Consider the following 23367-nt stretch of genomic DNA (forward strand, 5'->3'; position numbering starts at 1 on the left):
AAATCACTTCGTTTATAAAAGTCAGCTTGTTTGGCGCAATGCCCACGTTTAGGATAACATATTTTGAACAAATCTAGCGAACGGACGCTCTTATCAATCGGTTTTTCATGACATGACTTGATTTGACACGGTCTGAATAGGTTCGCATACTAGAAAATAAATTAACTGTTTAGCAGGGGGAAAGTGTATGACGTGGTTACTGATTGTATTGCCAGCATTACTAGCTGGTTTAATTCAAGGGATGACGGGTTTTGGCGCCGTGATTATTATGATGATCTTCTTTCCATCGATTTTGCCAATGGCGCAGGCTGCCGGAATTGGCGGAATCATCATGTTGCCTAGTGAAATTGCGTTAGCCTTTCATTACCGGCACGCTTTCAAAGTTAAACGAGTGCTGCCGGCGCTTATCGTGTATGCGGTAGTGGCAACCTGGTCTGTGCAGTTAGGTAAAGTATTAGATACACATGTTTTACGGTTGATGTTAGGGGTGTTATTAATCGCGCTTTGTATCTACTTCTTGGCCTCTAAAAATGCGGATAGCCGCCATTATCCTTGGTATGTTGCCATTTTATTTATGATTATTTCAGGGTTCTTCAGTGGGTTGTTTGGCATCGGCGGGCCGTTAATGGCGCTCTATTTTCTGTCACTGTCCAAATCAATGCCGGAATATCTTGCTAACATTCAAGGCTTCTTCTTATTAGATGGCCTTTATATTACCAGTGTTCGGGTAATCAGTGGTATTTTAGTCGCTCGGCTGGTGCCCTATATCTTAGCCGGCATGTTGGCTGGGGTAATTGGCACAATGGTGGCTTCCCGCTTATCCAACCGGTGGAATCTGGCGACAATCAAGCCCTGGATCTACCGCTTTATCGGGTTAGCAGGACTTTATTATTTGTTCTTTTAGTGAGTGCAAAAAACAGACTACCGATTTCGGTAGTCTGTTTTTTCATAACGTTAATTCTTCTGATGCGCCCGGGGGGAATCGAACCCTCATTTCAAGAACCGGAATCTTACGTGCGATCCATTACACTACGGGCGCATATATCTGCTTTACAACACTAGAATACTATACCTGAATTTGTATATAAATTCAAGGGGAAATCCAATAATTGCTATAGCATTGATGTGATATTAGAAACTTGGTAAGTTGTTTGCATTTAACTAGGCCCCCTGCTATAATCTTGTTTGTGGGTAATGATAAGTGCCCATTAAATTTTGACCTGCATGGGTCACATTACGTCACTATGGGACATATACTGTCCCATCTGATGGTGGAGAGTTGGTTAAAACTATGGATCTTGAGTGGAAATGGGTGAATGCGGTTGTTCCGAAAATGACCCAGAAACTGCTCAGACGCTATTCGCTGCTGTTGATGATTCGACAGACACAGCCGGTTGGCCGCCGCTCTTTGGCTGAACGATTGGCGCTTACCGAACGAACGGTGAGGACTGACCTCGACAGTTTACTGGACACTGGATTAGTCTCAATGCAGACTAACGGTGTGTGGCTGACTGATGATGGCCAGACGGCGATTCTGAATTTGCAGCCACTGGTAGCAGATCTAACGGGTCTTCGTAAGAAGGAGACACAGCTCAAAACCCGGCTTGGCTTAAAGGATTGTCTGATCGTTTCTGGTGATTCAGATGATCGCCCAGACGTTAAACGAACGATGGGTGAAGCTGCTAACGATTTACTGCGGCAGCAGCTGCCAACTGGTGAAAGCGTTGTTGCCGTCATGGGTGGGACCACAATGGCCGCTGTCGCCGAAACGCTATCAGCCACGTTAGCTGATAACCGGCAATTAACCTTTGTGCCGGCTCGGGGCGGCATGGGTGAGTCCCCTAAGATTCAGGCCAATACGGTCTGTGCGCGAATGGCTGAAGCAACCAATGGTCATTTTCAAGCACTGTATTTACCCGAGTTAAGTTCCAAATTAGCATCAACCTCATTACGTCAGGAACCAGCTATTGCACAGACCCTTGATTTGATCGACCATGCCAACGTGGCGATTCATTGTGTGGGCGACGCAATGGCAATGGCCAAACGGCGTCAAATGTCCGCTGAGGTAACGGCAACGTTAGTTAACCGGCACGCGGTTGGGGAAGCTTTTGGTGATTTCTTTGATCGAAATGGTCAAATCGTTTACCGGGTTCCCAAACTAGGCTTGTCGATCTCGGATCTGGATCGCATGGATCTGGTCGTTGCAGTTGCTGGTGGCCACAGTAAGGCTGCCGCAGTTGAGGCATATTTCAAAATTCCTCCGGCTAAAACATTTTTAATCACGGACGAAGGATTAGCTGACATGATTTTAAAGAAGTGATACTATATACTAGTGTCGCTGTTTAAAATAATTATTTTTTAACTTCCTAAGGAGGAAAACACAGTTATGACTGTAAAAATTGGTATTAACGGTTTTGGCCGTATTGGACGTTTAGCATTCAAGCGGATCCACGAACTTCATTCTAACGACATCGAAGTAACAGCAATCAATGATTTGACTACTCCTTCAATGCTGGCATACCTTCTCAAGTATGATTCAACACATGGTCGTTTCCCTGGCGAAGTTTCAGCAACTGATAAAGGTATCGTTGTTGACGGCAAGGAAATCCCTGTATATGCAGAACCAAAGGCACAAAACATTCCTTGGGTTAAAAACGACGGGGTTGACTTTGTTCTCGAATGTACTGGTTTTTACACTTCAGCAGAAAAGTCACAAGCTCACTTGGACGCCGGTGCAAAGCGTGTCTTAGTTTCAGCTCCTGCAGGTGACATTCGTACTGTTGTTCCAGGTGTTAACTTGGATACCTTAAAGGCTGATGACAAGATTGTTTCAGCTGGTTCATGCACAACCAACTGCTTGGCACCATTAGCTTACTTCATGAACGAAGAATTCGGCATCAAAGTAGGTACTATGACTACTATCCATGCCTTTACTTCAACTCAACAAATTCTTGATGGCCCTCGCGGTAAAAAGATGCGTAACAACCGTACTGCAAGCATCAACACGATTCCTCATTCAACTGGTGCAGCTAAGGCTATTGGCTTAGTTATCCCAGAATTGAATGGTAAATTACAAGGCCACGCACAACGTGTTGCCGTTGTTGATGGTTCATTGACTGAATTAGTTGCTATCTTGAACAAGAAGGTTACAGCTGACGAAGTTAACGCAGCAATCAAGAAGCACACTGTTGACAACGATGCCTTTGGTTACAACGATGACGAAATCGTTTCAACCGACATCATTGACGACCCTCATGGTTCAGTATTTGACCCAACTCAAACTGAAGTTACCTCTGCTGGCGACGCTCAATTAGTTAAGACTGTTGCTTGGTACGATAACGAATGGGGCTTCACTTGCAACATGGTTCGTACCTTGTTGAAGTTTGCTTCACTTTAATATTAATTAGAAAAAACTAAAAGGCGGAGGAGGGAGACTTTCTCCGCCTTTTACAACAATTGACTTGTACCATAGGTCACAATGATCAACTTGATATAAATCAGGAGGACTTAAAATTGGCTAAATTAACTGTTTCAGATTTAGATTTAAAGGACAAAAAAGTTTTAATGCGCGTGGACTTTAACGTGCCGATCAAAAACGGTGTCATTGGTAACGATAACCGGATCGTTGCTGCATTACCAACCATCAAATACGTTATCGAACATGATGGTAAGGCCATCTTGCTTTCTCACCTTGGCCGGGTTAAGTCAGAAGACGACAAGCCAGGTTTGTCAATGCGTCCAGTTGCAGAACGGCTTTCTAACTTGCTGAACAAGCCCGTTACCTTCGTTCCCGTAACTGAAGGCAAACAGCTTGAAGATGCCATCAACAACATGAATGACGGTGATGTTTTAGTTATGGAAAACACCCGTTACGAAGATGTTAAGAACGGCGAACAAGTTAAGCGCGAATCAAAGAACGATCCAGCCTTAGGTAAGTACTGGGCATCACTTGGCGACGTCTTTATCAACGACGCCTTCGGTACTGCTCACCGTCAACATGCTTCTAACGTTGGTATCGCTTCTAACATGCCACAAACCGCTGCTGGTTTCTTGATGGAAAAGGAAATCAAGTTTATCGGTGGTGCCGTTTCTCACCCAGCTCACCCATTCGTTGCTATCTTAGGTGGTGCTAAGGTTTCTGATAAGATCGGTGTTATTGACAACTTATTAGACAAAGCTGACAAGGTTATCATCGGTGGTGGTATGACTTACACCTTCTACGCTGCAAAGGGTATGAAGATTGGTAACTCATTAGTTGAAAAAGACAAGATTGATTTAGCTAAAGAGATCATGGACAAGGCTGGCGACAAGTTAGTATTGCCTGTTGATTCCGTTGTTGCTGAGAAGTTCGATAACGATGCTGCTCACAAGACTGTCGACGGCGACATTCCTGATGGCTACATGGCATTGGATATCGGACCTAAGTCAGTAAAGGCTTTCGAAGACGTTTTGAAGTCAGCTAAGTTAGTTGTTTGGAACGGGCCTATGGGTGTGTTCGAAATGAGCAACTACGCTGAAGGAACCCTTGAAATCGGTAAGTACTTGGGTACTTTGACTGATGCCACAACCATTGTCGGTGGCGGTGACTCAACTGCTGCTGTTCAACAACTTGGCGTTGGCGACAAGCTGACCCATATCTCTACCGGTGGTGGTGCTTCATTGGAATACCTTGAAGGTAAGACTTTACCTGGTATTGCTGCTATCAGCGAAAAGTAAATCAACTAAAGAAGCTGGGATGATCGTCCCGGCTTCTTTGCTAGTTTTTAGTTGTTAAGCTGATTTCTAAAAATGGCGATTAACTTCACTAGCTAAAACGGTTTCATTTCGATAGAATGGTGTTGTGTTTAAATGACTGAACAAAGGAGCGTTAACTGTGCGGATACCACTGATTGCGGGTAATTGGAAGATGAATAAGTCTGTCGATGACGCCCGCTCGTTTATGCAAATTGTGTCAGATCAGCTGCCTGAACCGGATCAAGTTGAAACGGCGATCGCAGCACCGGCTATTTTATTAGAAACGATGATTGAAGCTAATGGGGCAAAACGATTAAGAATTAGTGCTGAAAATTGCTACTATGAGGATGCTGGTGCGTTTACCGGTGAAACCTCACCGCAGGCACTGGCTAAGATGGGCATTCCATACGTCATTGTCGGCCATTCTGAGCGGCGGAGTTATTTTAACGAAACCGATGATATTATTAACCGAAAAGTCCACGCGGTTTATCGCAATCACATGACACCGATCTTGTGCTGTGATGAAACGATGGGACGTTTGGAAGCCGGCGAAAAGATCCACTGGGTGGTCAGTCAAGTGACCGGTGCCTTAAAGGACATCACCGATGCTCAGGCGCGTCAGTTAGTGATTGCCTATGAACCTAGCTGGGCCATTGGCAGCGGTAAATCTGCTTCGGCTGATCAGGCTGAAGAGGGCTGCTACCTTATTCGCCAGACGGTTGCTGATTTATATGGTGACGATGTTGCTAACCAGATGCGGGTTTTATATGGCGGCAGTGTTAATCCAGAAAATATTTCTCAGATTATGGCGAAGCAAAATATCGATGGTGTTTTGGCTGGTGGTGCGAGTCTGGACCCGGAAACATTTTTACAATTGGTCCACTACCAAAAATAAACTCAAATAGTAATTGCAAGTTCAAAGGTAAACTAATAGAATAGACTGCGGGGAATTGTTTCCCGCTAGGATAAACTTTCATAAGGAGAGAATATAATGTCAATTATTTCTGATATTTACGCCCGCGAAGTCTTAGACTCACGTGGTAACCCAACTGTTGAAGTTGAAGTCTACACAGAAGCCGGTGCTGTTGGCCGTGGAATCGTACCTTCAGGTGCATCTACTGGTGAACATGAAGCCGTTGAATTACGTGATGGTGACAAGTCTCGTTACGGTGGCAAGGGTGTTACTAAAGCCGTTGACAACGTTAACAACATTATCGCTAAGGAAATCGTTGGTTACGATGTAACTGACCAAATCTCAATTGATAAGGCTATGATCAAGTTAGATGGTACGCCTAACAAGGGCAAGCTTGGTGCTAACGCTATCTTAGGCGTTTCATTAGCTGCTGCTCGTGCTGCTGCTGACGAACTTGAAGTTCCGCTATACAACTACTTAGGCGGCTTCAATGGTCACGTCCTTCCTACTCCAATGATGAACGTTATCAATGGTGGGAAGCATGCTAACAACAAGGTTGATTTCCAAGAATTCATGATCATGCCTGTTGGTGCACCTTCGATTAAGGAAGCTGTTCGGATGGGTTCAGAAACTTTCCATGCTTTGAAAGCTATCTTAAACGACCGTGGCTACTCAACTGCCGTTGGTGACGAAGGTGGATTTGCTCCTGACTTGAAGAACAACGAAGAACCATTCGAAATCTTAGTTGAAGCGATCAAGAAGGCTGGTTACAAGCCAGGCAAGGATGTTGCAATTGCCTTTGACTGTGCCTCATCAGAATTCTACAACACTGAAACTAAGACTTACGACCTTAAGGGTGACGGCAAGTCATACACTGCTGAAGAATTTGTCAGCTTACTTGAAAGCATCGTTGACAAGTACCCAGTTGTTTCAATCGAAGACCCATTGGACGAAAACGAATGGGAAGACTGGCAGATGGCTACTTCTCGCTTAGGCAAGAAGGTTCAAATCGTCGGTGATGACTTGTTCGTTACGAACACTGATTACCTTGCAAAGGGTATCAAGATGGGCGTTGCTAACTCGATCTTAATCAAGCTTAACCAAATCGGTACTTTGACTGAAACTGTTGAAGCCGTTGAAATGGCCAAAGAAGCAGGTTACACTGCTATCATTTCACACCGTTCAGGTGAAACTGAAGATACCACCATTGCTGACTTAGTTGTTGCATTGAACGCTGGTCAAATCAAGACTGGTTCAATGAGCCGTGGCGAACGGATCGCTAAGTACAACCAATTGATGCGTATCGAAGATCAACTTGGCGAAGTTTCAGACTACAAAGGCATTCACTCATTCTACAACTTGAGCGAACAAGCTCGCGAAGCTATCCAAAACAAGTAATAAATGAATTGAGGCAGCTTGTCTCGATTCCATAAATTAAGGGTTCTCAAATGATGACTAACATCGTTTGAGAACCCTTTTTTTATTTCTAATTTAAATCGGCTGATTTTGCGTAGTTAATGGCATCACTAGAAAGGAGAACAATACGCAATGAAGTATAGTCGATTATTACTCGGAATAGCAGTGGCCATGGGGGTGGGGCTGACCGGCACTAGGGCCAGTGCTGATCAGAGTGCATTTAAAACCTATGATCTAACGTATGTAGTGACGAAGAGTGTTAAAGATGCAGGATCACAAAGTTGGCGGGATTTGCCTAAGGAAAATAATATCATTTCGGTAACCTTACCTAAAGGATCGAAGACTTATAATCTGAGAGCTATTTTTCCAAATTATTATAATTCTCCGGTTGATACTTCAGATACTACTATGATTGTTAAGGTTCCAGAAGATGAAAAAGACTCGCTTTCGGTCAATATGAAGCTGTTTGCCGAGAAGGAAACGCCTAAATTAAGGTATGTGCTTGAAAACCCCGATGCAACCAAGAGTACCAAGCAATTTACTGATTATCAGTATGTTACGGGTACCATTGATGGTAATTGTCGACCAATCTTGGCTGAACCACTAAAAGCTGACTATTCTTTAGCAGCTGATAAAGAGACCGTGATTACTCGGAATATGGCGCCACTTGAGACTACTATCCATCGTCAAAAAATTAATTATCAGATTACTTATGAGACTGTTGATGGGGAAAAGGTGGCTCATGAAGGCCTGGATACGGATAGTACAGCTACCTATAATCAGGTGACTGAAAAATTAAATCAACTTTCTGATCAGGTCAAGACTGCAGGCTATCAAATTCAATCGCGTAAAGTCAGCTATGATGAAGCAGGGAATGGCAGTATCCAATTTGAAGTTAAAAAGAATCCGGATAAGCAACCGGAAAAGCCGAATCCACAGCCAGGACAATCGGATCTAGGGTCAAAGCCAAAACCACAGCCGGAACCAGAGACAAAGCCAGAACCAGAACCTAATCCAAAACCAATACCTACACCGACTCCTCAACCTTTACCAATGGGAAATTCTAATAATGGTTCTAATCCCATACCGAATCCTGACACAAACGGGAACACCAATCAGCTAGATAACAATGCAGCCTTGACCCAATCACCAGAATTTAAGAAGTTGCTAGACCGGTTTAACCAACTGTTGCAACGGTATACTAGATTATTGGAGAAACAACCAACGAGTCAGCATAAAAAGACTAAGCATAAACACGCTCACACAAAACATAAAAAGCGTCAGATCAAACAACGGAAACAACATTCTAAAATCAGTAAAATCAAAAAACAGGGTCAACGATTAAAGCACCGTCAAGCAAAACGTCATCAGTCAAAACACCATTCCAAAAATAATCACCATTTACACCACAAAAAGCACGCTTAAAGCGACACGAATTCAACCAAAAGTCCGATTTTACATCGGGATTTCGCTTACATATGCTAAAATAATAGCCGAACGAAAATGTTAGGAGTACGTTATGAACGATAAACAACGTAAAAAAATTGATTTCTCGCGAATCAATGCGGTAGCGCAGGGAATCTTGATTGGCCTGATTGCCGGCGTGGTCGTGAGCGTTTTTCGCTTATTGATCAGCCACGGGCTGCTATTGATACAATGGTTCTTTCGTCAGGCTAATCAGCATTATTGGCTACTTGGCGTTTGGCTCGTTATTAGTGTTTTACTGACGCTACTGATTGGCCATTGGCTAAAGCAAACGCCAGAGATCAAAGGTTCCGGGATCCCCCAAGTTGAAGGTCAATTGATGGGAGAAGTAGAGTATCATTGGTGGCCGGTACTCTGGAAAAAGTTTGTTGGCGGTGTGCTGGCTATCGGCAGCGGCTTGTTTCTGGGACGTGAAGGACCTTCCATTCAGTTGGGTGCCACGGTGGGACAAGGTTTTGCTGCTGGCCGGAAGATTTCGGGCAATAAGCGCCGAATCTTGATTGCCAGTGGGGCTTCAGCCGGATTGTCGGCGGCGTTTAATGCGCCCATTGCCAGCTCCCTGTTTATTTTAGAGGAAGTTTATCATAATTTTTCAACGATGGTGTGGATCACAGCACTGGCCAGTGCGATCGCCGCTGACTTTGTGTCAACATTCTTCTTTGGTTTAACACCGGTATTGCACATTAGCTATGTGCACGCCTTACCACTAGGACAATATGGCTGGTTGATTTTGCTGGGGCTATTATTAGGGCTATTTGGCCGGCTTTATCAACTGGTCGTGTTAAGAGTTGGTTCTTGGTATCACAAGTTAAAATGGCTGCCGGATGAATATAATAGTTTAATTGCCTTTATTCTCCTGATTCCGGTGGGCCTATTTCTGCCACAGATCTTAGGTGGTGGGAATCAGCTGATTGTTTCCATTGGTGGCCGAGCTCCCGGCATTATGATCTTGCTGGTCGTGTTTGTCGTCCGGTTCATTTATTCCATGATGGCGTATGGGACGGGCTTACCCGGTGGTATTTTCCTGCCAATTTTAACCTTAGGTGCTGTTTTAGGTGCTTTGTTTGGGCAGGTATTAGTAGCTTGGCATTTAGCTAGTCCAGCACTGGTGCCGATCTTTACGATCACGGCCATGGCCGGTTATTTTGCGGGCATTAGTAAGGCACCGTTTACGGCAATCTTACTGATCACTGAGATGGTGGGGACGCTGCAGCATCTCATGCCATTAGCGGTGGTTTCATTAATTGCCTATTTGACCGTTGACGTACTGGGTGGGACGCCCGTATACGCAGCCATGCTGGAACAGTCGCTTCACAAGGCCCATCACGGTCAATCGCAGCCAGTGACCCAGTTAGAGTTTCCGGTGTTTGAGAACGCCATTATAGACGGTCAGCAGACCCGGGATGTGAACTGGCCAGAAGGGACGTTGCTGACCGAAATCAAACGTGGTGAACGCGTGATCGTGCCCCATGGTGATACGGTGATTCGTCTGGGTGATACGCTATTATTAAACGTACCGCAAAAAAGGCTGTCACATGTTCGCCGGAAAATGAAACAGTTAACCGGAGAATAGCCAGTTATGAGGTTGTTAACAACCGGAATTTGAGTCACAGGGTAGCAATCTATCGCGTTTTATGATAAATTGTATAGAGGTATTGTCGGAGACAAAAGGTGTAATAGGAGGCAATTTCTTGTACAATTTACTGTTAACATTACTGATGATCGATAGTGTACTTATTATAATTGCAGTGTTAATGCAACCCGCTAAGCAAGACGATGCAATGTCTGCCTTAAGTGGTGGCGGTACAGACTTATTTTCCCATCAAAAGGCTCGGGGCTTTGAAGCATTCATGCAAAAGGCAACAGTTGTTCTGGGAGTAATTTTCTTTGTGCTGGCGTTAGCATTAGCCTATCTATCTTCACACTAGCAATAGATCCTCCTGTGATGACCACAGGGGGATTTTTAACTTTTTACCACCACTGACCGGAGGTGAATAAAGATGATTCAGCTGCCAAGATCCTTCTTTTTTGAAGGTGGGCCCCAAGCAGTCATTTTAATGCATGCTTATGCTAGTAATTCGAACGATGTGCGGATGCTTGGCCGGTACCTGCAACGGTTGGACTATACGGTCTATGCCCCAATGTTTACCGGTCACGGGACAGCTGAGCCAGCTGACATTTTAACGCTGGGATCGCCCGATGCATGGTGGCGCGATACAAAAAAAGCCATTCAATTTTTGCGCGATCGACAATTTACGCGCATTAGTATTTTTGGCCTGTCGTTGGGTGGCGTTTTTGCGATGCGGGCGTTAGAAGGAGATACGCAGTTACTGGGTGGCGGATCGTTTAGCTCACCCGTCATTGCGTCCGAGAAAAATAACCTCGTACCGGAATTTATCAAACTGGCCAAAGCAACGTATCAGTATCTGAAAATTGGCGATGAGGAACAGCAGCGGCGTTTAGACTGGATAACAGCACACCTGCCAGACCAATTAGCCCAGATCAGGCAGTTTTCTGGTCGGGTAGCTGATAATCTAGGCAGTATTCAGCAACCGACGTTTGTTGCTCAGGGCGGTCAAGATGAGTTGATCGACGCGCAAAAGGCGTATGCGTTGCGGAATGCCTTGACCCATAGTGAGGTCAGCTTTCACTACTATCAAGATGCCGGTCACGTCATTACGGTCAATAATGCGCATCAGCAACTTGAACAAGATTTAACAGTTTATTTAAAACGGATATTTAACTAAGTAACACAAAACCAAATACTAAATTAATGAGGAATAAATCGTGGAAGATAACAATTTAAAGCAACAGATAACGGATCTGCTTCGAGCAAATCCCACAAAACGCTTCCGGGTTGAGGATGTATCCGATGCCCTTGGCTATCACGGCTCAGCAGCGTTTAAACTGATTGTGCAAGAGTTTGCGCGATTGGAACGCGAAGAAATCGCCGTGGTCACTAGTGAAGGCGAATTTCAACTAAATGAAAAGGCCCGCACCCTGACTGGTGTATTTCACGCCAATGATAAGGGGTTCGGGTTCGTCGCTTACGATGATGAATTACCGGATGCTTATATTGCACCTGATAACACCATGTTGGCGTTAAACGGTGATACGGTCAACATGGAGATCGTCCGTGCTGCTGACCCGCATTCAGACCGTGGTCCAGAAGGTAAAGTCACTGGTATCGAAGAACACCACTATACACACGTGGTAGGTGCTTTTACGCAAACCGATGACGATGCCGGCTATTTCGGTCAAGTTCGTTTAACCGATAAGAAGTTGAACCGTTACAAGTTCTACGTCGTGGACACTGGTCTGAAACCAACGCCCGGTGAAGTTGTGACCGCAGAGATCACGGAATATCCAAACTCTGATCACCCATTAGCCATGATTGGGATTGCCAAGAAGGTCATTGGTAGTGTCGATGATCCCGGAATCGATATTCTGCAGATCGTGTACGCACATGATATTCCAGCTGAATTTCCTGAGGACGTTTTACAGGAAGCCGATGCTATTCCAGATCACGTCACGGAAGCCGAAATGGCTGGTAGAGAAGATATCACTGATCAAGACTTAGTTACAATTGATGGGGAATCATCAAAAGACTTAGATGATGCGGTTACTGTCTGGAAATTGGACAATGGTAACTATCATTTAGGGGTGCATATTGCCGATGTTTCACACTACGTTAAGGAAGGTTCACTGATCGATCAGGAAGCTTACAAGCGTGGGACCAGTGTTTATCTGACTGACCGGGTTATTCCAATGCTGCCACGGCGGTTATCAAACGGGATCTGTTCTCTAAATGAGGGCGTTTTGCGGCTATGTATGAGTTGTGAAATGGAAATCGATCCGCAAGGTAACGTTGTTAAGCACCGGATTCATCCAAGTGTCATGAAGTCAGCAGCACGGATGACCTATACCGATGTGAACAAGATCTTGGAAGCACACGATGATGCCACCCGTGAAAAGTATGCCAAGTTAGTGCCAATGTTTGAAGCCATGGGCGAACTGCATAAAGTTTTATACAAGCAACGTAAGCGTCGCGGTGCCATCGACTTTGATGATCAAGAAGCAGAAATCATTGTGGACGAAACCGGCCATGCCATTGATATTAAGTTACGGGTTCGTGGCTTAGCTGAAAAAATGATTGAATCATTTATGCTGGCTGCTAACGAAACGGTTGCTGAACACTATAATAAAGCAAAAGTACCATTTATTTACCGGGTTCATGAAACGCCAGATGGCGAACGGGTCAAGAGTTTCTTCGAATTTCTGACCGCCTTTGGAATCAACGTTAAGGGTGATCCTGATCATTTGCGGCCAAAGACGCTGCAAAGCGTGCTGAAGTCCGTTGCTGGCAAGCCTGAAGAAGCAGTTGTTTCAGTGATGATGCTGAGAAGTCTGAAACAGGCTCGATACACCGATCAATCCTTGGGTCACTTTGGGTTAGCTGCGCAATACTACACCCACTTTACGTCACCAATTCGGCGTTACCCTGACACCATGGTTCACCGTTTGATTCATTTCTATGAGGATAACGGGATCAATGCTAAGAGTAAAGAACGGTATGCTAATCTGCTAGAAGAGATTGGAACCCATTCATCAGAAATGGAACGTCGGGCAGTGGACGCCGAACGGGATACTGATTCCATGAAGAAAGCCGAATACATGGCTGACCATCTTGGTGAAGAATTTGACGCTACTGTCAGTTCGGTCATGAAGTTTGGGATGTTTATTGAATTGCCGAACACGGTTGAAGGTTTGATTCACATCAGCCGCTTAACGGATGATTACTATGAATACGTTGAGAAGTATCTGGCACTGGTTGGGCGTAAGACCCACCGGACCTACCGGATTGGCCAACCAGTTAAGGTCAAGGTCGTCAACGTGGACAAGGAACAATCACAAATTGACTTTGCTTTAGTTGATCCGAAAGCAGCGCCAGTTTCTGACCTGCTGCCAAAGCGGGAACACCACAGTTATTCTGGCAACCGCAATCGTAATGGTCGGCCAAACGATCATCGCCATTCTCAAAATAACGGTAACCGTAACAACAATAAAAACGGTAATCGCAATGGCGGCCGCAATAACAACGTCCACCGTACGAGAAACCAGACCCAATCTGGTAATCGTTCAAACCACAAACCAAGTCATTAATCTTTAGAAATGAGGTGAGGACTGTTGGCCAAGAGAAAAAATAAACCAACTAGCAAGAATGTCATGGCTCAAAATAAAAAGGCGCGGCATGATTATGCGATCCTCAATACCTATGAAGCAGGTCTGGTACTCACCGGGACCGAAATCAAGTCGATTCGCGCTAAACGGGTCAATCTGACTGATGGATTTGCTCAGATTCGCAATGGCGAAGCTTGGCTTATGAACATTCATATTAGCGAGTATACCCAGGGGAATCGCTTTAACCATGATCCGCTGCGTAACCGCAAGCTGCTCCTGCATAAGAAAGAAATTGCTCGACTGGCTGGCGCAACGCAGGATAAGGGGATCACAATCGTTCCCTTACGCATCTACCTTAAAAACGGTTTTGCCAAAGTGTTACTTGGTGTTGCTAAAGGGAAACACGAATATGATAAACGTGAGACCATCAAGCGTCGTGATCAGGATCGTCAAATCGCACGTGTGATGAAACACTATTAGTCAAAAGGAGCATTTGTTGATCAGTTTACAAACTGATTAACAAATGCTCCTTTTAATTAATGTAACATTCGGTGCCAAACTTGATGATTAGCATAATGCCAAGCGTTGCTGCCATGCAGGCCCAATTGGCGATTAAGAGTCGCGTGCCAAGCCTGAGCCGGTGTCTTCAACTGGCTGTGGCCACTTGCCCAGTGATCGAGGGTCGCTGCGATACAGATACAGATCGGTTCCAGCTCTTCGGTCGCAATTTTCATTTCACGCAGGTCGCCATCACCACGGGAATTCATGATCGTGGTGGTGCCATGATAAATTTTATAATTACCGCTGACCAAATTACCAACGATGATCCAGTGCAGATTGCTGATGTAGATCATTTGGTTAAAGAAACCCAATCGTTTTGAAATTGCTCCTACTTTTTCACCCTGATAGTAAATATCAAAGTGGGGGAGCAGGCCCAGTGACGTTTGGCGCAGTTCTGCGAGTAGGTCACCACTAATTTGGTACAGCGAAAGGGCGTCTTGATGACGTCCCCATTTACCGACCAACAGGTAAATTGAGCGTCGATCTTCGTCGCGGACGACGCTGGCCCCCTTAGCGGCTAAACTGTCTTGTCGAATATACAGTGTGCGCATGGAAGCCCCTCCAATCATTTTTGTCGTTAGTTCAGTTAATTTGCATTATTTAACATTCATTCTAACATGGATAGTCATTAAATTGAGCTTAATCAACTGGCTATTTTAGAGTTAATCAAATTATTAACGGCCAACTAAATTTCGAACTGGCAGTCGACCGCTGATTGGGATAAATTGGCATCAGCAAAGTGCAGCGGTTTGCAGTTCAAGCTATTTTCCGGCGTTATCACTAATAATTTGTGAAAATCTATGATAGAATGAACGTTGAGGTGTTGGGAATGAAACCGTTTATTCATAATGATTGGTGGCCCGTTTTGGAGCCTGAGTTCAAAAAGGCATATTATCAAAACTTACGCGTTTTTCTAGTTCATGAGTATCAGACACAAAACATCCATCCTGATATGTTTCATATTTTTGAAGCATTTGAATGGACGCCCTTTTCAAAGGTTAAAGTTGTGATCTTAGGGCAGGATCCTTATCATGAGCCTAATCAAGCTCATGGGTTGAGTTTCTCGGTTTTACCTGGGGTTCAGATCCCACCGAGCCTGAGAAATATTTATAAGGAATTGCAGTCTGATCTAGGCATTAAGCCGGTTAATCATGGTTATCTGGAGAAGTGGGCAAAGCAGGGCGTCCTGTTATTAAACTCAGTCTTGACCGTCCGTAATGGCCAGGCCTTTTCCCACAAAGGAAAGGGCTGGGAACAATTAACGGATGCTGCTATTCATAAATTATCAGAGCGACCAACTCCCGTAATTTTCATTTTATGGGGACGGGCGGCGCAAAATAAGATCAGTCTGATCGACACGAAAGCTAATATCGTGATTCAGTCAGCTCATCCAAGTCCGCTGTCAGCTAACCGCGGTTTCTTTGGTTCTAAGCCGTTTTCTAAAACCAACATCGCACTTAAATCACTAGGAGAAACACCCATTGACTGGCAGTTACCTGAGCACGTTACTGCTGAGGAACCAACACCACAGCAAGAGGCGTCAAAAGAGAATTGACTAGTCGGAATCTCAAAATCTGGAGGTCTATATTGTGGAACTTTTTGATAGTTTGAAGCAAAAGATTAGTGGTTTGAACAAGACAGTTGTCTTGCCTGAAGGTGAGGACATCAGAATTATTGGTGCCGCCAGCCGATTAGCATCGGAAAAATTACTGCAGCCTATTTTACTTGGTGACGTTGATAAGATCAAAGCCACTGCCAAGGAAAAGGGCTTTGATCTGACTGGTGTTAAGCTGGCAGACCCAACCAAGGCATCTGACGATGAGAAGAAGAAGATGCTGGATGCTTTAGTTGCACGTCGTAAGGGTAAGAATACCCCAGAACAGGCAGCTAAAATGCTGGAAGATCCGAACTACTGGGGCACCATGCTGGTTTATCTTGGCCAAGCGGATGCCATGGTTTCGGGCGCTATTCACCCAACTGGTGATACGGTTCGGCCAGCATTGCAGATCATTAAGACCAAGCCAGGTGTTAAGCGGATCAGCGGTTACTTCATCTTGCTGAAGGGTGACGAACGCTTGATCTTTGCTGATTGTGCCATCAACATTGACTTGGATGCTGCCGGCATGGCTGAAGTGGCTGTAGAAAGTGCCAAGACGGCTGAGAAGTATGACATTGACCCGAAAGTTGCTATGTTAAGCTTTTCGACTAAGGATTCGGCTAAGGCTGACCAAGTCACTAAGGTTCAGGACGCGACTAAGTTGGCTCAAGAACAGGCACCGGACATTGCCATCGACGGTGAATTGCAATTTGATGCTGCGGTGGTTCCGGAAGTTGCTGCTAGCAAGGCACCGGGTTCCAAGGTTGCTGGTCACGCTAACGTGTTTGTTTTCCCAGAACTTGAAGCTGGCAACATTGGTTACAAGATTGCCCAACGGTTAGGCGGCTATGAAGCCGTTGGTCCGCTTTTGCAAGGAATGAACGCACCAGTGTCAGACTTGTCACGTGGCTGCAACGAAGAAGACGTTTATAAAGTTGCTATTGTGACTGCCGCACAAGCTGTTTAAATTGAATTTTTAAATTAAAAAATCTTGGAGCTGTCGGCAGCGTCATTGCCCCAGCTCCTTTTGAGTTAAGGAGCAGATATGACAGTTACAGTTAAAGTTTCAACACCAGAAGAGACCATGACGATCGGCCAACAAATTGCACCGTTATTGGCGCCAAAAGACATTATTTTGCTAGATGGCGACCTGGGTGCCGGTAAAACGACCTTTACCAAGGGCTTGGCAGCCGGATTAGGGATTAAGCGTAACGTTAAAAGTCCTACCTTCACCATTATTCGTGAATATCAAGACGGTCGGATTCCGCTGTATCACATGGACGTTTACCGACTGGAAGATGGCAGCGGCGATGAACTGGGACTAGAGGAATACTTCAATGGTGACGGTGTCAGCGTTGTGGAATGGTCAAAGTTTGTGGCCGATGAGCTGCCCGCTGATTATTTACGCATTGCCTTTAAGCGGTTAGATGATCTGGGTGAAAACCAGCGTGAATTAACGTTTGAGCCCCATGGTGAAAGATTTGTTGCCATGGTCAAACAATTACAGGAAAAACGTCATGGCAAATGAGCCGGAATTAACGCTTCGAAAAGCTCTGCCAACGGATGCACAGGCCACGTTAAAGTTACTCAAAATCCTCAAAACGGAATCGACCACTTTTGAAGATACCAGCGATGATGTTGATCCGGCGACTGAAAGTGAACAGATCAAACAAATTAGCAACTCCAATCAGCAGTTGTTGCTGTTAGCTATCTTAGATGGGAACCCAGTTGGATTGGTCACCATTTTGCCGACCTCGGCAAACGGAACCGGTGAAATTGGTGTCGCGGTTCTGAAACAGCATTGGCAAAAGGGCATTGGCCGGGAACTCATGTTAAGCGGCCTTGATTGGGCAGCTTTAGACAGTTCCTACGAAATTATTTCACTGACCGTGCAGGCACGTAATCAACGGGCTGTAAAACTCTATCAAGATATTGGGTTTCAGACCACGCAAAAATTACGGGTGACCACTTCAGCTGGTGAAGTAGTTGCAGCCTATGAAATGCAGTTAGCGGTGAAGTAGTTTTTTGAATTTAGCTGAAAATAAATAAGCCTAGTTACCATTTTTCTGGTAATTAGGCTTATTTTGGTGAAATCATTAGGCCAGTTTAATAAACGGTTTAATAGCTTCCTGACCAAAAGTATTGGTCTCTGACAGTAAAATGTTGGCGCAGGCTAAACTGTCGTCCAGTGCATTATGGTGGTGTTCCAGTGAAATACCTAATGCATCAGCCACGGTATTCAGCTTATGATCTGCCAGCGTGGGTAAAAATTGCCGGCTGGTTTTTACTGTGTCCAGTGTGAGGTAGGCTGGTGAAGTCATTCCGTAATGGTTTAGGGTTTGGCGCAGCACGCTGTTATCAAACTGCGCGTTGTGAGCGATCACCAGCTGTTCTGGTGTGAATAGCGATTGAATGTGCGGCCAGACCGTTGGAAAATCCGGTGCATCGGCAACGTCAGCTTCATGAATACCATGGATCTGGACGTTGCGCCAAAAAAAGTCAGTGTCAGGTTTGATCAGCGTGTAAAATTCATCGGCTACCTGACTGTTACGAACGATGGTCAGCGCCAAGGAACAAGCAGAATAGCGCTTGCCGTTAGCAGTTTCGAAATCCATTGCGACAAAGTTCAATAGTGCCACTCCTTTCAAGTCATTCAAATTATACGTGAAGGTCAGTGGTTGTCAAGACAATTGGACAGTGATCTGAACCGAAAATGGTGTCTTTAATGTCAGCAGAGGCTAACTTAGATTGGAGGGCATTACTAGTGACGAAGTAGTCGATCCGCCAGCCGGCGTTGCGATCACGGGCTTTGAACCGGTAACTCCACCACGAGTAACGGTCGGTGACATCGGGATAGAAATAACGGAAGGTGTCGGTGTAGCCACGTCCTAGTAACCGCGTGAAGGCTTCCCGTTCCTGATCAGTAAAACCAGCACTTTTATGGTTAGTTTTTGGATTACGAATATCAATTTCTTCGTGCGCCACGTTTAAGTCACCGCATAAAATGACCGGCTTCTTGGCGTTTAGCTGATCAAGGTAGTCTTGAAAGACGTCTTCCCAGCCCATGCGAAAATCAAGCCGTTTTAGACCTGTGCCCGAATTAGGCGTATAGCAGGTGACCAGGTAAAAATCCGTGTATTCTAGCGTGATCACACGGCCTTCATGGTCAAATTCATCGGTGCCAATATCGTAAGTGACGTTAATTGGATCATGTTTGGTAAAAATAGCGGTGCCTGAATAGCCTTTCCGGTCGGCAGAGTTAAAGTACTGGTGGTACCCGGGTAGCTCCAGCGTGAGCTGATCGGGTTGCATTTTCGTTTCTTGAACGCAGAAGAAGTCCGCGTCTAAGGTGTTAAAAGTAGTCATAAAATCATGCTTAACAGCGGCTCGTAGACCGTTGACGTTCCAACTGACAAATTTCACGGCAGTCAACATCCTTTCTTGATACATCATTTAATTCCATTTTAGCATTTTTCAGCGACTCTAGGCGATTGCCGGTTATGATTACAGGCGGGGAAAAGCCGGTACGAATCGAGCTAACCTTTTGTTTGTACCGGTTCGCATGGTATTATATTAATATGTAATTTAACGAAATCTGGGTATCACGAAAGGAACCTAACCATGAAGGCAAATATCATCACAACTTTTCCCCAGGTAAAGTTGCTGCAAAACGAACCTTTATCAAACTATACCAATACTAAAACGGGGGGCAAGGCGGACTACCTCGCTTTCCCAAAGAATTTAGATGAGATTCAAGCATTAATGCTTTATGCGCAAAAACAAGATCTGCCCATAACCGTGATTGGCAATGCTAGCAACTTGATCGTTAAGGATGGCGGTATTCGCGGCTTAGTCATGATCTTGACTGAGATGGATCAGATTACCGTTAAGGGTAATGACATCACTGCTGAGTCAGGTGCCTCGTTGATTGAAGTGACCAAGGTTGCGCAACAGGCTAGCTTAAGCGGGTTGGAATTTGCTGCTGGTATTCCGGGCAGTGTCGGCGGCGCGATTTTTATGAACGCCGGGGCTTACGGCGGTGAGATTAGTCTGGTAGCTGATTCTGTGACCGTTTTAACACCCAAAGCTCAGCTTAAAACCATTCCACGCGCTGATCTGGATTTTGCTTATCGCCATAGCCGCGTTCAGGATGAAGGCGATATTGTGATCAACGCGATTTTTAAATTGCAAGCTGGTGATCCAGCTCAGATTCAAGCTAAGATGGATGAGCTAAATGCCCGCCGAGCAGCCAAGCAGCCACTGGACTTGCCTTCCTGCGGCAGCGTCTTTAAACGGCCCACTGGTTATTTTGCCGGTAAGCTGATTCACGATGCTGGCCTGCAAGGTTATCAGTCTGGCGGGGCTCAGGTTTCCATGAAGCACGCTGGGTTTATCGTGAACGTTGACCATGCCACAGCGTCGGATTATCTCGCAGTCATCGCCCACGTTCAGGCAACGGTTTTAACCCAGGCTGGTGTTCATTTGGAAACAGAAGTCCGCATTATTGGTGAAGATCCCGTTTCGAATTAACGAAAGGAGATAGCTAGTTGCCGATAGTTGAAGCAGTTATTTTATTAGTTGTTTTAGTTTTAATTTCAAACGTCATCAGCCACTACCTCACCTTTATTCCCGTTAGTTTGATCCAAATTGCTTTGGGGTTAGTCATTGCTCTGTTTTGGGAAATTAAGATTCCGCTGGATACCGATTGGTTCTTGCTGTTATTTATTGCACCATTGCTATTTAATGATGGTCGGCGGTTTCCTAAACGAGAACTGTGGCAGCTTCGAGGACCCATTTTTGCAAACTCCATCTTATTGGTCTTCTTAACGACGATCGTGGGCGGTTATCTGATCTACCTGATGATTCCGCGATTGTCACTGTCAGTCAGTTTTGCGCTGGCAGCAATCCTATCGCCCACTGATCCGGTAGCGGTGCAGTCAATTTCTAAACGAGTGAAATTACCGGACCGGATTTTGCACCTGGTGAGTGGTGAAAGCTTGATCAACGATGCTTCAGGCTTGATCGCCTTTAAATACGCAGTGGCCGCAACCGTGACTGGTGTTTTCTCATTTGGTAACGCGGTTGGCGATTTCTTCTACATTAGTATCGTGGGGTTTCTAGCTGGTTTTGCTTTGATGTGGGTCATTGAATTCATGCGTGACTTTTTGAGGCGTCAAGGAATCAGTGACGTGGTGTTTAACACAGTGCTGCAGATCATGACGCCGTTTGTGATCTACGTGATCACAGAAGAGCTGTTCCATGCTTCTGGGGTGATTGCGGTGGTCACAGCTGGTGCCGTTTCACACGCACAGGAGAATCGCTTAGTTGAAGCTTCACCGGAATTGAAACTGGTCAGTGAGAAGACCTGGGATATTATCGTTTACCTCTTAAACGGTGTAGTGTTCTTGATCTTAGGTGATGAACTGCCAGTTGCGACTACGACGATCATTCACGATGTTCATTTTCATACGTTTCAAGCGGTTGCCTATTCCTTTGGCGCATGGGCGATTTTGCTGTTGATTCGGGTGATCTGGATCTACCTCTACCAAATGGTCAGTAAACCGCGCAAGCCGAGCTTCCGAGTGGCGTTGTTAGCCGGACTTTCCGGTGTTCGCGGTGCCGTAACCATGGCCGGGGTATTGTCGTTGCCGGCAGTAATTGCAACTGGTCAAGCATTCCCGCAACGAGCATTAGTCCTGTTTGTGGCAGCTGGCGTGATCATTATTAGTCTGGTAGCTGCTGTAGTCACGTTACCGTTAGTGGCACCGGATAATCCAGTACCGCTGCAGACGCGAGCCAGTTTTAACGATGAAGCGGATGAAGACGCTGAAGATGATGAAGGAGACGATCAGAACGGTGGCCAGCCCCATTCAATGAGTGAAGCCGAAGCGCGGATCTACATTATGCGACTGGCAATCAACGCTATTGAGGAACACCGGCGAATTAAAAATCAACGGGCCGCTTATGACCTGATCTTGGATTATCAGTTTATTATTCGCAGGTTAGAGTTGACCACTCGTGATGATGCACAGCGACAGCAAGTGATGGCGGATGAAATTGCGCTGCGGCAAGTTGGCTTAAAGGGTGAACAGTCGGCGCTAGATCGATTGGCTGACCATCAGCAGATTTCACCACAGGCTTATCGTTCGGCTAGTCGAGCGGTGGAACGGACGCTACGGCGAGTTACGCATCCCAATAGCCATCTGAACGTAGTTGTGTTCAGGAGCTGGTCGTCAACTTTTCACCGCACGCGACAATGGATCAAGGCGGCTGTTCATGGTTCACAGGGAAAGTCCACTGACAATGAATGGCAATTGATCGACCGTGAAAGTGCTAAAGCCGCGATCAAGGCATTATCCAAATATTTGGCAAAGGATGAAGTTGACTCGCAATCCTTAGATAAGCAGGCAATTTATCATTTAGTGGTTTTTTACCGCAACCGAATTGAACGGGCGCGTAAACATCAGCAGGTATCGCGATCAGATTATGCCAAGCAGCTTAATCGGTTAAGGGTGATTGCCCTTGGTGCAGAACGCACCGGGGTCCAGTCACTGCTTGAATCAGGAAATATTACTTGGCAGATGTCAGGTCATTTACGGCAGTATATCAATTACTCAGAAAACGTGCTGATGATGGCCACTAACGATGAGCTTGATTAATTGAAAGACTTGAATGATCTATTAAAAGGGTGCCACTAGCAACGGGATTGCTAATGACACCTTTTTTGAGTTTAAAATGATCATTTTTGCTGATCATGCTGCTCTAAGTTATCTTTGAGTGATTTATCCCGGTTAATGCCCTGCTCATTAGCCATTTGACTGTGATATGCCAAGTACACTAACCAGTAGGCGATGAGCTGAATCAGCGTCATTAAACCCACAAACACGAGCATGGTCGGTGTCCACATATGCAACAGACGACTGGTAATTAATTCAGGAGAAATAAAGAGGTAGACGGTGTGAATTCGCATAAACCGTCCCACGTAGATACCAACGGAGGACAGGAAAGTTAAGAGGAGAACTAGACCAGACTGCAACCATGAGTTACCCCTTAAGTAGCGCTGAGTAATGGTATTAGCGACGTAGTTAAGACTCCAAAATCCCAGAATGACGCAGAACAACACGCTGATCAGCAGGTAAGTAAAGTAGATCCACACGTGTAAGTTAAGCTGTAACAAGCCGTCAACACCGTAGGGATTAAGCAGTGACAGGTGGAAGAGATCGGTGAGCAGGTAGGGCGCGTTAGGGTAAAAGACTAACCATAAGAGGACCACTAGCCAGAAGAGCACACCGCTCCTGGGCCGTTCTGGGCTAAGGTGGAAACTGATTTCGATGGGTAAATAACCCAGGAAGGTATTTAAAACTAAAAAATTAAAAGGTTCATGTGCGAACTGCCACAGAAATAACAGCCACAGCACAACGAAAAGCCGGATTTGCCAGCGTGCGTGACCCGTCAAGAGATCATCCCTCCCTATTAAAAT

At 45.4% G+C, this 23367-nt stretch carries 22 protein-coding genes and 1 tRNA gene; 18 read left to right on the forward strand and 5 right to left on the reverse strand.

Features of this window, described 5'->3' with window-relative positions; genetic code table 11:
- The first annotated feature begins 187 nt into the window (after positions 1 to 187).
- On the forward strand, positions 188 to 904 hold the full coding sequence (locus FFM73_RS00830) for a sulfite exporter TauE/SafE family protein (protein ID WP_137629904.1): 717 nt from the start codon (positions 188 to 190) through the stop codon (positions 902 to 904).
- 63 nt (positions 905 to 967) lie between these two features.
- On the opposite strand, the gene FFM73_RS00835 is transcribed toward FFM73_RS00830, so the two are convergent.
- Positions 968 to 1039: transfer RNA gene (locus FFM73_RS00835), tRNA-Arg, on the reverse strand.
- A 252-nt stretch (positions 1040 to 1291) separates the two neighbouring features.
- Between FFM73_RS00835 and FFM73_RS00840 the strand changes: the two genes are divergently transcribed.
- The 11 genes from FFM73_RS00840 (at position 1292) to smpB (ending at position 14209) form a co-directional block, all read left to right on the forward strand.
- Positions 1292 to 2320: a sugar-binding transcriptional regulator gene (locus tag FFM73_RS00840; protein ID WP_137629905.1), complete on the forward strand. Its 1029-nt coding sequence runs from the start codon at positions 1292 to 1294 to the stop codon at positions 2318 to 2320.
- 66 nt (positions 2321 to 2386) lie between these two features.
- Positions 2387 to 3397 (forward strand): type I glyceraldehyde-3-phosphate dehydrogenase, encoded by a 1011-nt coding sequence (gene gap / locus FFM73_RS00845; RefSeq protein WP_054654137.1) that lies wholly within the window; start codon positions 2387 to 2389, stop codon positions 3395 to 3397.
- A gap of 116 nt (positions 3398 to 3513) precedes the next feature.
- Complete coding sequence (locus FFM73_RS00850) at positions 3514 to 4716, forward strand: phosphoglycerate kinase (protein WP_137629906.1); 1203 nt, start codon at positions 3514 to 3516, stop codon at positions 4714 to 4716.
- 157 nt (positions 4717 to 4873) lie between these two features.
- Complete coding sequence (gene tpiA, locus FFM73_RS00855; RefSeq protein ID WP_137629907.1) at positions 4874 to 5629, forward strand: triose-phosphate isomerase; 756 nt, start codon at positions 4874 to 4876, stop codon at positions 5627 to 5629.
- Between the two features lie 96 nt (positions 5630 to 5725).
- Entirely contained in the window at positions 5726 to 7045 is a 1320-nt protein-coding gene (gene eno / locus FFM73_RS00860; RefSeq protein WP_137629908.1) for a phosphopyruvate hydratase, read from the forward strand.
- A 150-nt stretch (positions 7046 to 7195) separates the two neighbouring features.
- Positions 7196 to 8488 (forward strand): hypothetical protein, encoded by a 1293-nt coding sequence (locus tag FFM73_RS12670; protein WP_171001142.1) that lies wholly within the window; start codon positions 7196 to 7198, stop codon positions 8486 to 8488.
- A gap of 94 nt (positions 8489 to 8582) precedes the next feature.
- Positions 8583 to 10121, forward strand: a complete 1539-nt coding sequence (locus tag FFM73_RS00865) for a ClC family H(+)/Cl(-) exchange transporter (protein WP_137629909.1) — start codon at positions 8583 to 8585, stop codon at positions 10119 to 10121.
- A 118-nt stretch (positions 10122 to 10239) separates the two neighbouring features.
- The gene (secG, locus tag FFM73_RS00870; protein WP_137629910.1) at positions 10240 to 10476 is read left to right on the forward strand and encodes a preprotein translocase subunit SecG; all 237 of its coding nucleotides are present in this window, start codon (positions 10240 to 10242) and stop codon (positions 10474 to 10476) included.
- Between the two features lie 72 nt (positions 10477 to 10548).
- Positions 10549 to 11295, forward strand: a complete 747-nt coding sequence (locus FFM73_RS00875) for an alpha/beta hydrolase (RefSeq protein WP_137629911.1) — start codon at positions 10549 to 10551, stop codon at positions 11293 to 11295.
- Positions 11296 to 11335: 40 nt separating this feature from the next.
- Positions 11336 to 13711, forward strand: a complete 2376-nt coding sequence (gene rnr / locus FFM73_RS00880) for a ribonuclease R (RefSeq protein ID WP_137629912.1) — start codon at positions 11336 to 11338, stop codon at positions 13709 to 13711.
- Positions 13712 to 13735: 24 nt separating this feature from the next.
- Positions 13736 to 14209 carry an SsrA-binding protein SmpB gene (gene smpB, locus FFM73_RS00885; protein WP_137629913.1) on the forward strand — a complete coding sequence of 158 codons (474 nt, stop codon included), beginning with the start codon at positions 13736 to 13738 and terminating at the stop codon, positions 14207 to 14209.
- A gap of 56 nt (positions 14210 to 14265) precedes the next feature.
- Here the strand turns inward: smpB and FFM73_RS00890 are convergent, their stop codons facing one another.
- Positions 14266 to 14841 carry an LURP-one-related/scramblase family protein gene (locus FFM73_RS00890; RefSeq protein WP_137629914.1) on the reverse strand — a complete coding sequence of 192 codons (576 nt, stop codon included), beginning with the start codon at positions 14839 to 14841 and terminating at the stop codon, positions 14266 to 14268.
- A gap of 278 nt (positions 14842 to 15119) precedes the next feature.
- Here FFM73_RS00890 and FFM73_RS00895 point away from each other — a divergent pair, with 278 nt between their 5' ends.
- The 4 genes from FFM73_RS00895 to FFM73_RS00910 all read left to right on the forward strand — a co-directional run bounded on the left by FFM73_RS00895 (position 15120) and on the right by FFM73_RS00910 (position 17908).
- Positions 15120 to 15845 (forward strand): uracil-DNA glycosylase, encoded by a 726-nt coding sequence (locus tag FFM73_RS00895; RefSeq protein WP_137629915.1) that lies wholly within the window; start codon positions 15120 to 15122, stop codon positions 15843 to 15845.
- A gap of 34 nt (positions 15846 to 15879) precedes the next feature.
- Positions 15880 to 16854: a phosphate acetyltransferase gene (gene pta / locus FFM73_RS00900; protein WP_137629916.1), complete on the forward strand. Its 975-nt coding sequence runs from the start codon at positions 15880 to 15882 to the stop codon at positions 16852 to 16854.
- A 78-nt stretch (positions 16855 to 16932) separates the two neighbouring features.
- Positions 16933 to 17415 (forward strand): tRNA (adenosine(37)-N6)-threonylcarbamoyltransferase complex ATPase subunit type 1 TsaE, encoded by a 483-nt coding sequence (tsaE, locus tag FFM73_RS00905; protein WP_137629917.1) that lies wholly within the window; start codon positions 16933 to 16935, stop codon positions 17413 to 17415.
- Entirely contained in the window at positions 17405 to 17908 is a 504-nt protein-coding gene (locus FFM73_RS00910; RefSeq protein ID WP_171001143.1) for a GNAT family N-acetyltransferase, read from the forward strand. Before tsaE ends, FFM73_RS00910 begins: the two co-directional genes overlap by 11 nt.
- Before the next feature lie 75 nt (positions 17909 to 17983).
- Here the strand turns inward: FFM73_RS00910 and FFM73_RS00915 are convergent, their stop codons facing one another.
- Together FFM73_RS00915 and FFM73_RS00920 are read right to left on the reverse strand one after the other, a co-directional pair.
- Entirely contained in the window at positions 17984 to 18517 is a 534-nt protein-coding gene (locus tag FFM73_RS00915) for a 3'-5' exonuclease (protein ID WP_054654125.1), read from the reverse strand.
- A gap of 28 nt (positions 18518 to 18545) precedes the next feature.
- Entirely contained in the window at positions 18546 to 19310 is a 765-nt protein-coding gene (locus FFM73_RS00920) for an exodeoxyribonuclease III (RefSeq protein WP_137629919.1), read from the reverse strand.
- Positions 19311 to 19508: 198 nt separating this feature from the next.
- Between FFM73_RS00920 and murB the strand changes: the two genes are divergently transcribed.
- A complete protein-coding gene (gene murB, locus FFM73_RS00925; RefSeq protein WP_137629920.1) occupies positions 19509 to 20417 on the forward strand; it encodes a UDP-N-acetylmuramate dehydrogenase in 909 nt (302 codons plus the stop codon).
- Positions 20418 to 20434: 17 nt separating this feature from the next.
- Entirely contained in the window at positions 20435 to 22546 is a 2112-nt protein-coding gene (locus FFM73_RS00930; RefSeq protein ID WP_137629921.1) for a cation:proton antiporter, read from the forward strand.
- An 80-nt stretch (positions 22547 to 22626) separates the two neighbouring features.
- Here FFM73_RS00930 and FFM73_RS00935 read toward each other — a convergent pair whose 3' ends face one another.
- Positions 22627 to 23343 carry a DUF1361 domain-containing protein gene (locus FFM73_RS00935; RefSeq protein ID WP_137629922.1) on the reverse strand — a complete coding sequence of 239 codons (717 nt, stop codon included), beginning with the start codon at positions 23341 to 23343 and terminating at the stop codon, positions 22627 to 22629.
- Positions 23344 to 23367: the final 24 nt, after the last annotated feature.

This window comes from Secundilactobacillus hailunensis, assembly GCF_005405185.1.
Taxonomy (GTDB): Bacteria; Bacillota; Bacilli; order Lactobacillales; family Lactobacillaceae; genus Secundilactobacillus; species Secundilactobacillus hailunensis.

Coding starts and splice junctions, on each gene's coding strand:
- FFM73_RS00830 (WP_137629904.1), top strand. CDS start 188: ATGACGTGGTTACTGATTGTATTGCCAGCATTACTAGCTGGTTTAATT.
- FFM73_RS00840 (WP_137629905.1), top strand. CDS start 1,292: ATGGATCTTGAGTGGAAATGGGTGAATGCGGTTGTTCCGAAAATGACC.
- gap (WP_054654137.1), top strand. CDS start 2,387: ATGACTGTAAAAATTGGTATTAACGGTTTTGGCCGTATTGGACGTTTA.
- eno (WP_137629908.1), top strand. CDS start 5,726: ATGTCAATTATTTCTGATATTTACGCCCGCGAAGTCTTAGACTCACGT.
- FFM73_RS12670 (WP_171001142.1), top strand. CDS start 7,196: ATGAAGTATAGTCGATTATTACTCGGAATAGCAGTGGCCATGGGGGTG.
- FFM73_RS00865 (WP_137629909.1), top strand. CDS start 8,583: ATGAACGATAAACAACGTAAAAAAATTGATTTCTCGCGAATCAATGCG.
- FFM73_RS00875 (WP_137629911.1), top strand. CDS start 10,549: ATGATTCAGCTGCCAAGATCCTTCTTTTTTGAAGGTGGGCCCCAAGCA.
- FFM73_RS00890 (WP_137629914.1), bottom strand. CDS start 14,841: ATGCGCACACTGTATATTCGACAAGACAGTTTAGCCGCTAAGGGGGCC.
- FFM73_RS00895 (WP_137629915.1), top strand. CDS start 15,120: ATGAAACCGTTTATTCATAATGATTGGTGGCCCGTTTTGGAGCCTGAG.
- tsaE (WP_137629917.1), top strand. CDS start 16,933: ATGACAGTTACAGTTAAAGTTTCAACACCAGAAGAGACCATGACGATC.
- FFM73_RS00910 (WP_171001143.1), top strand. CDS start 17,405: ATGGCAAATGAGCCGGAATTAACGCTTCGAAAAGCTCTGCCAACGGAT.
- murB (WP_137629920.1), top strand. CDS start 19,509: ATGAAGGCAAATATCATCACAACTTTTCCCCAGGTAAAGTTGCTGCAA.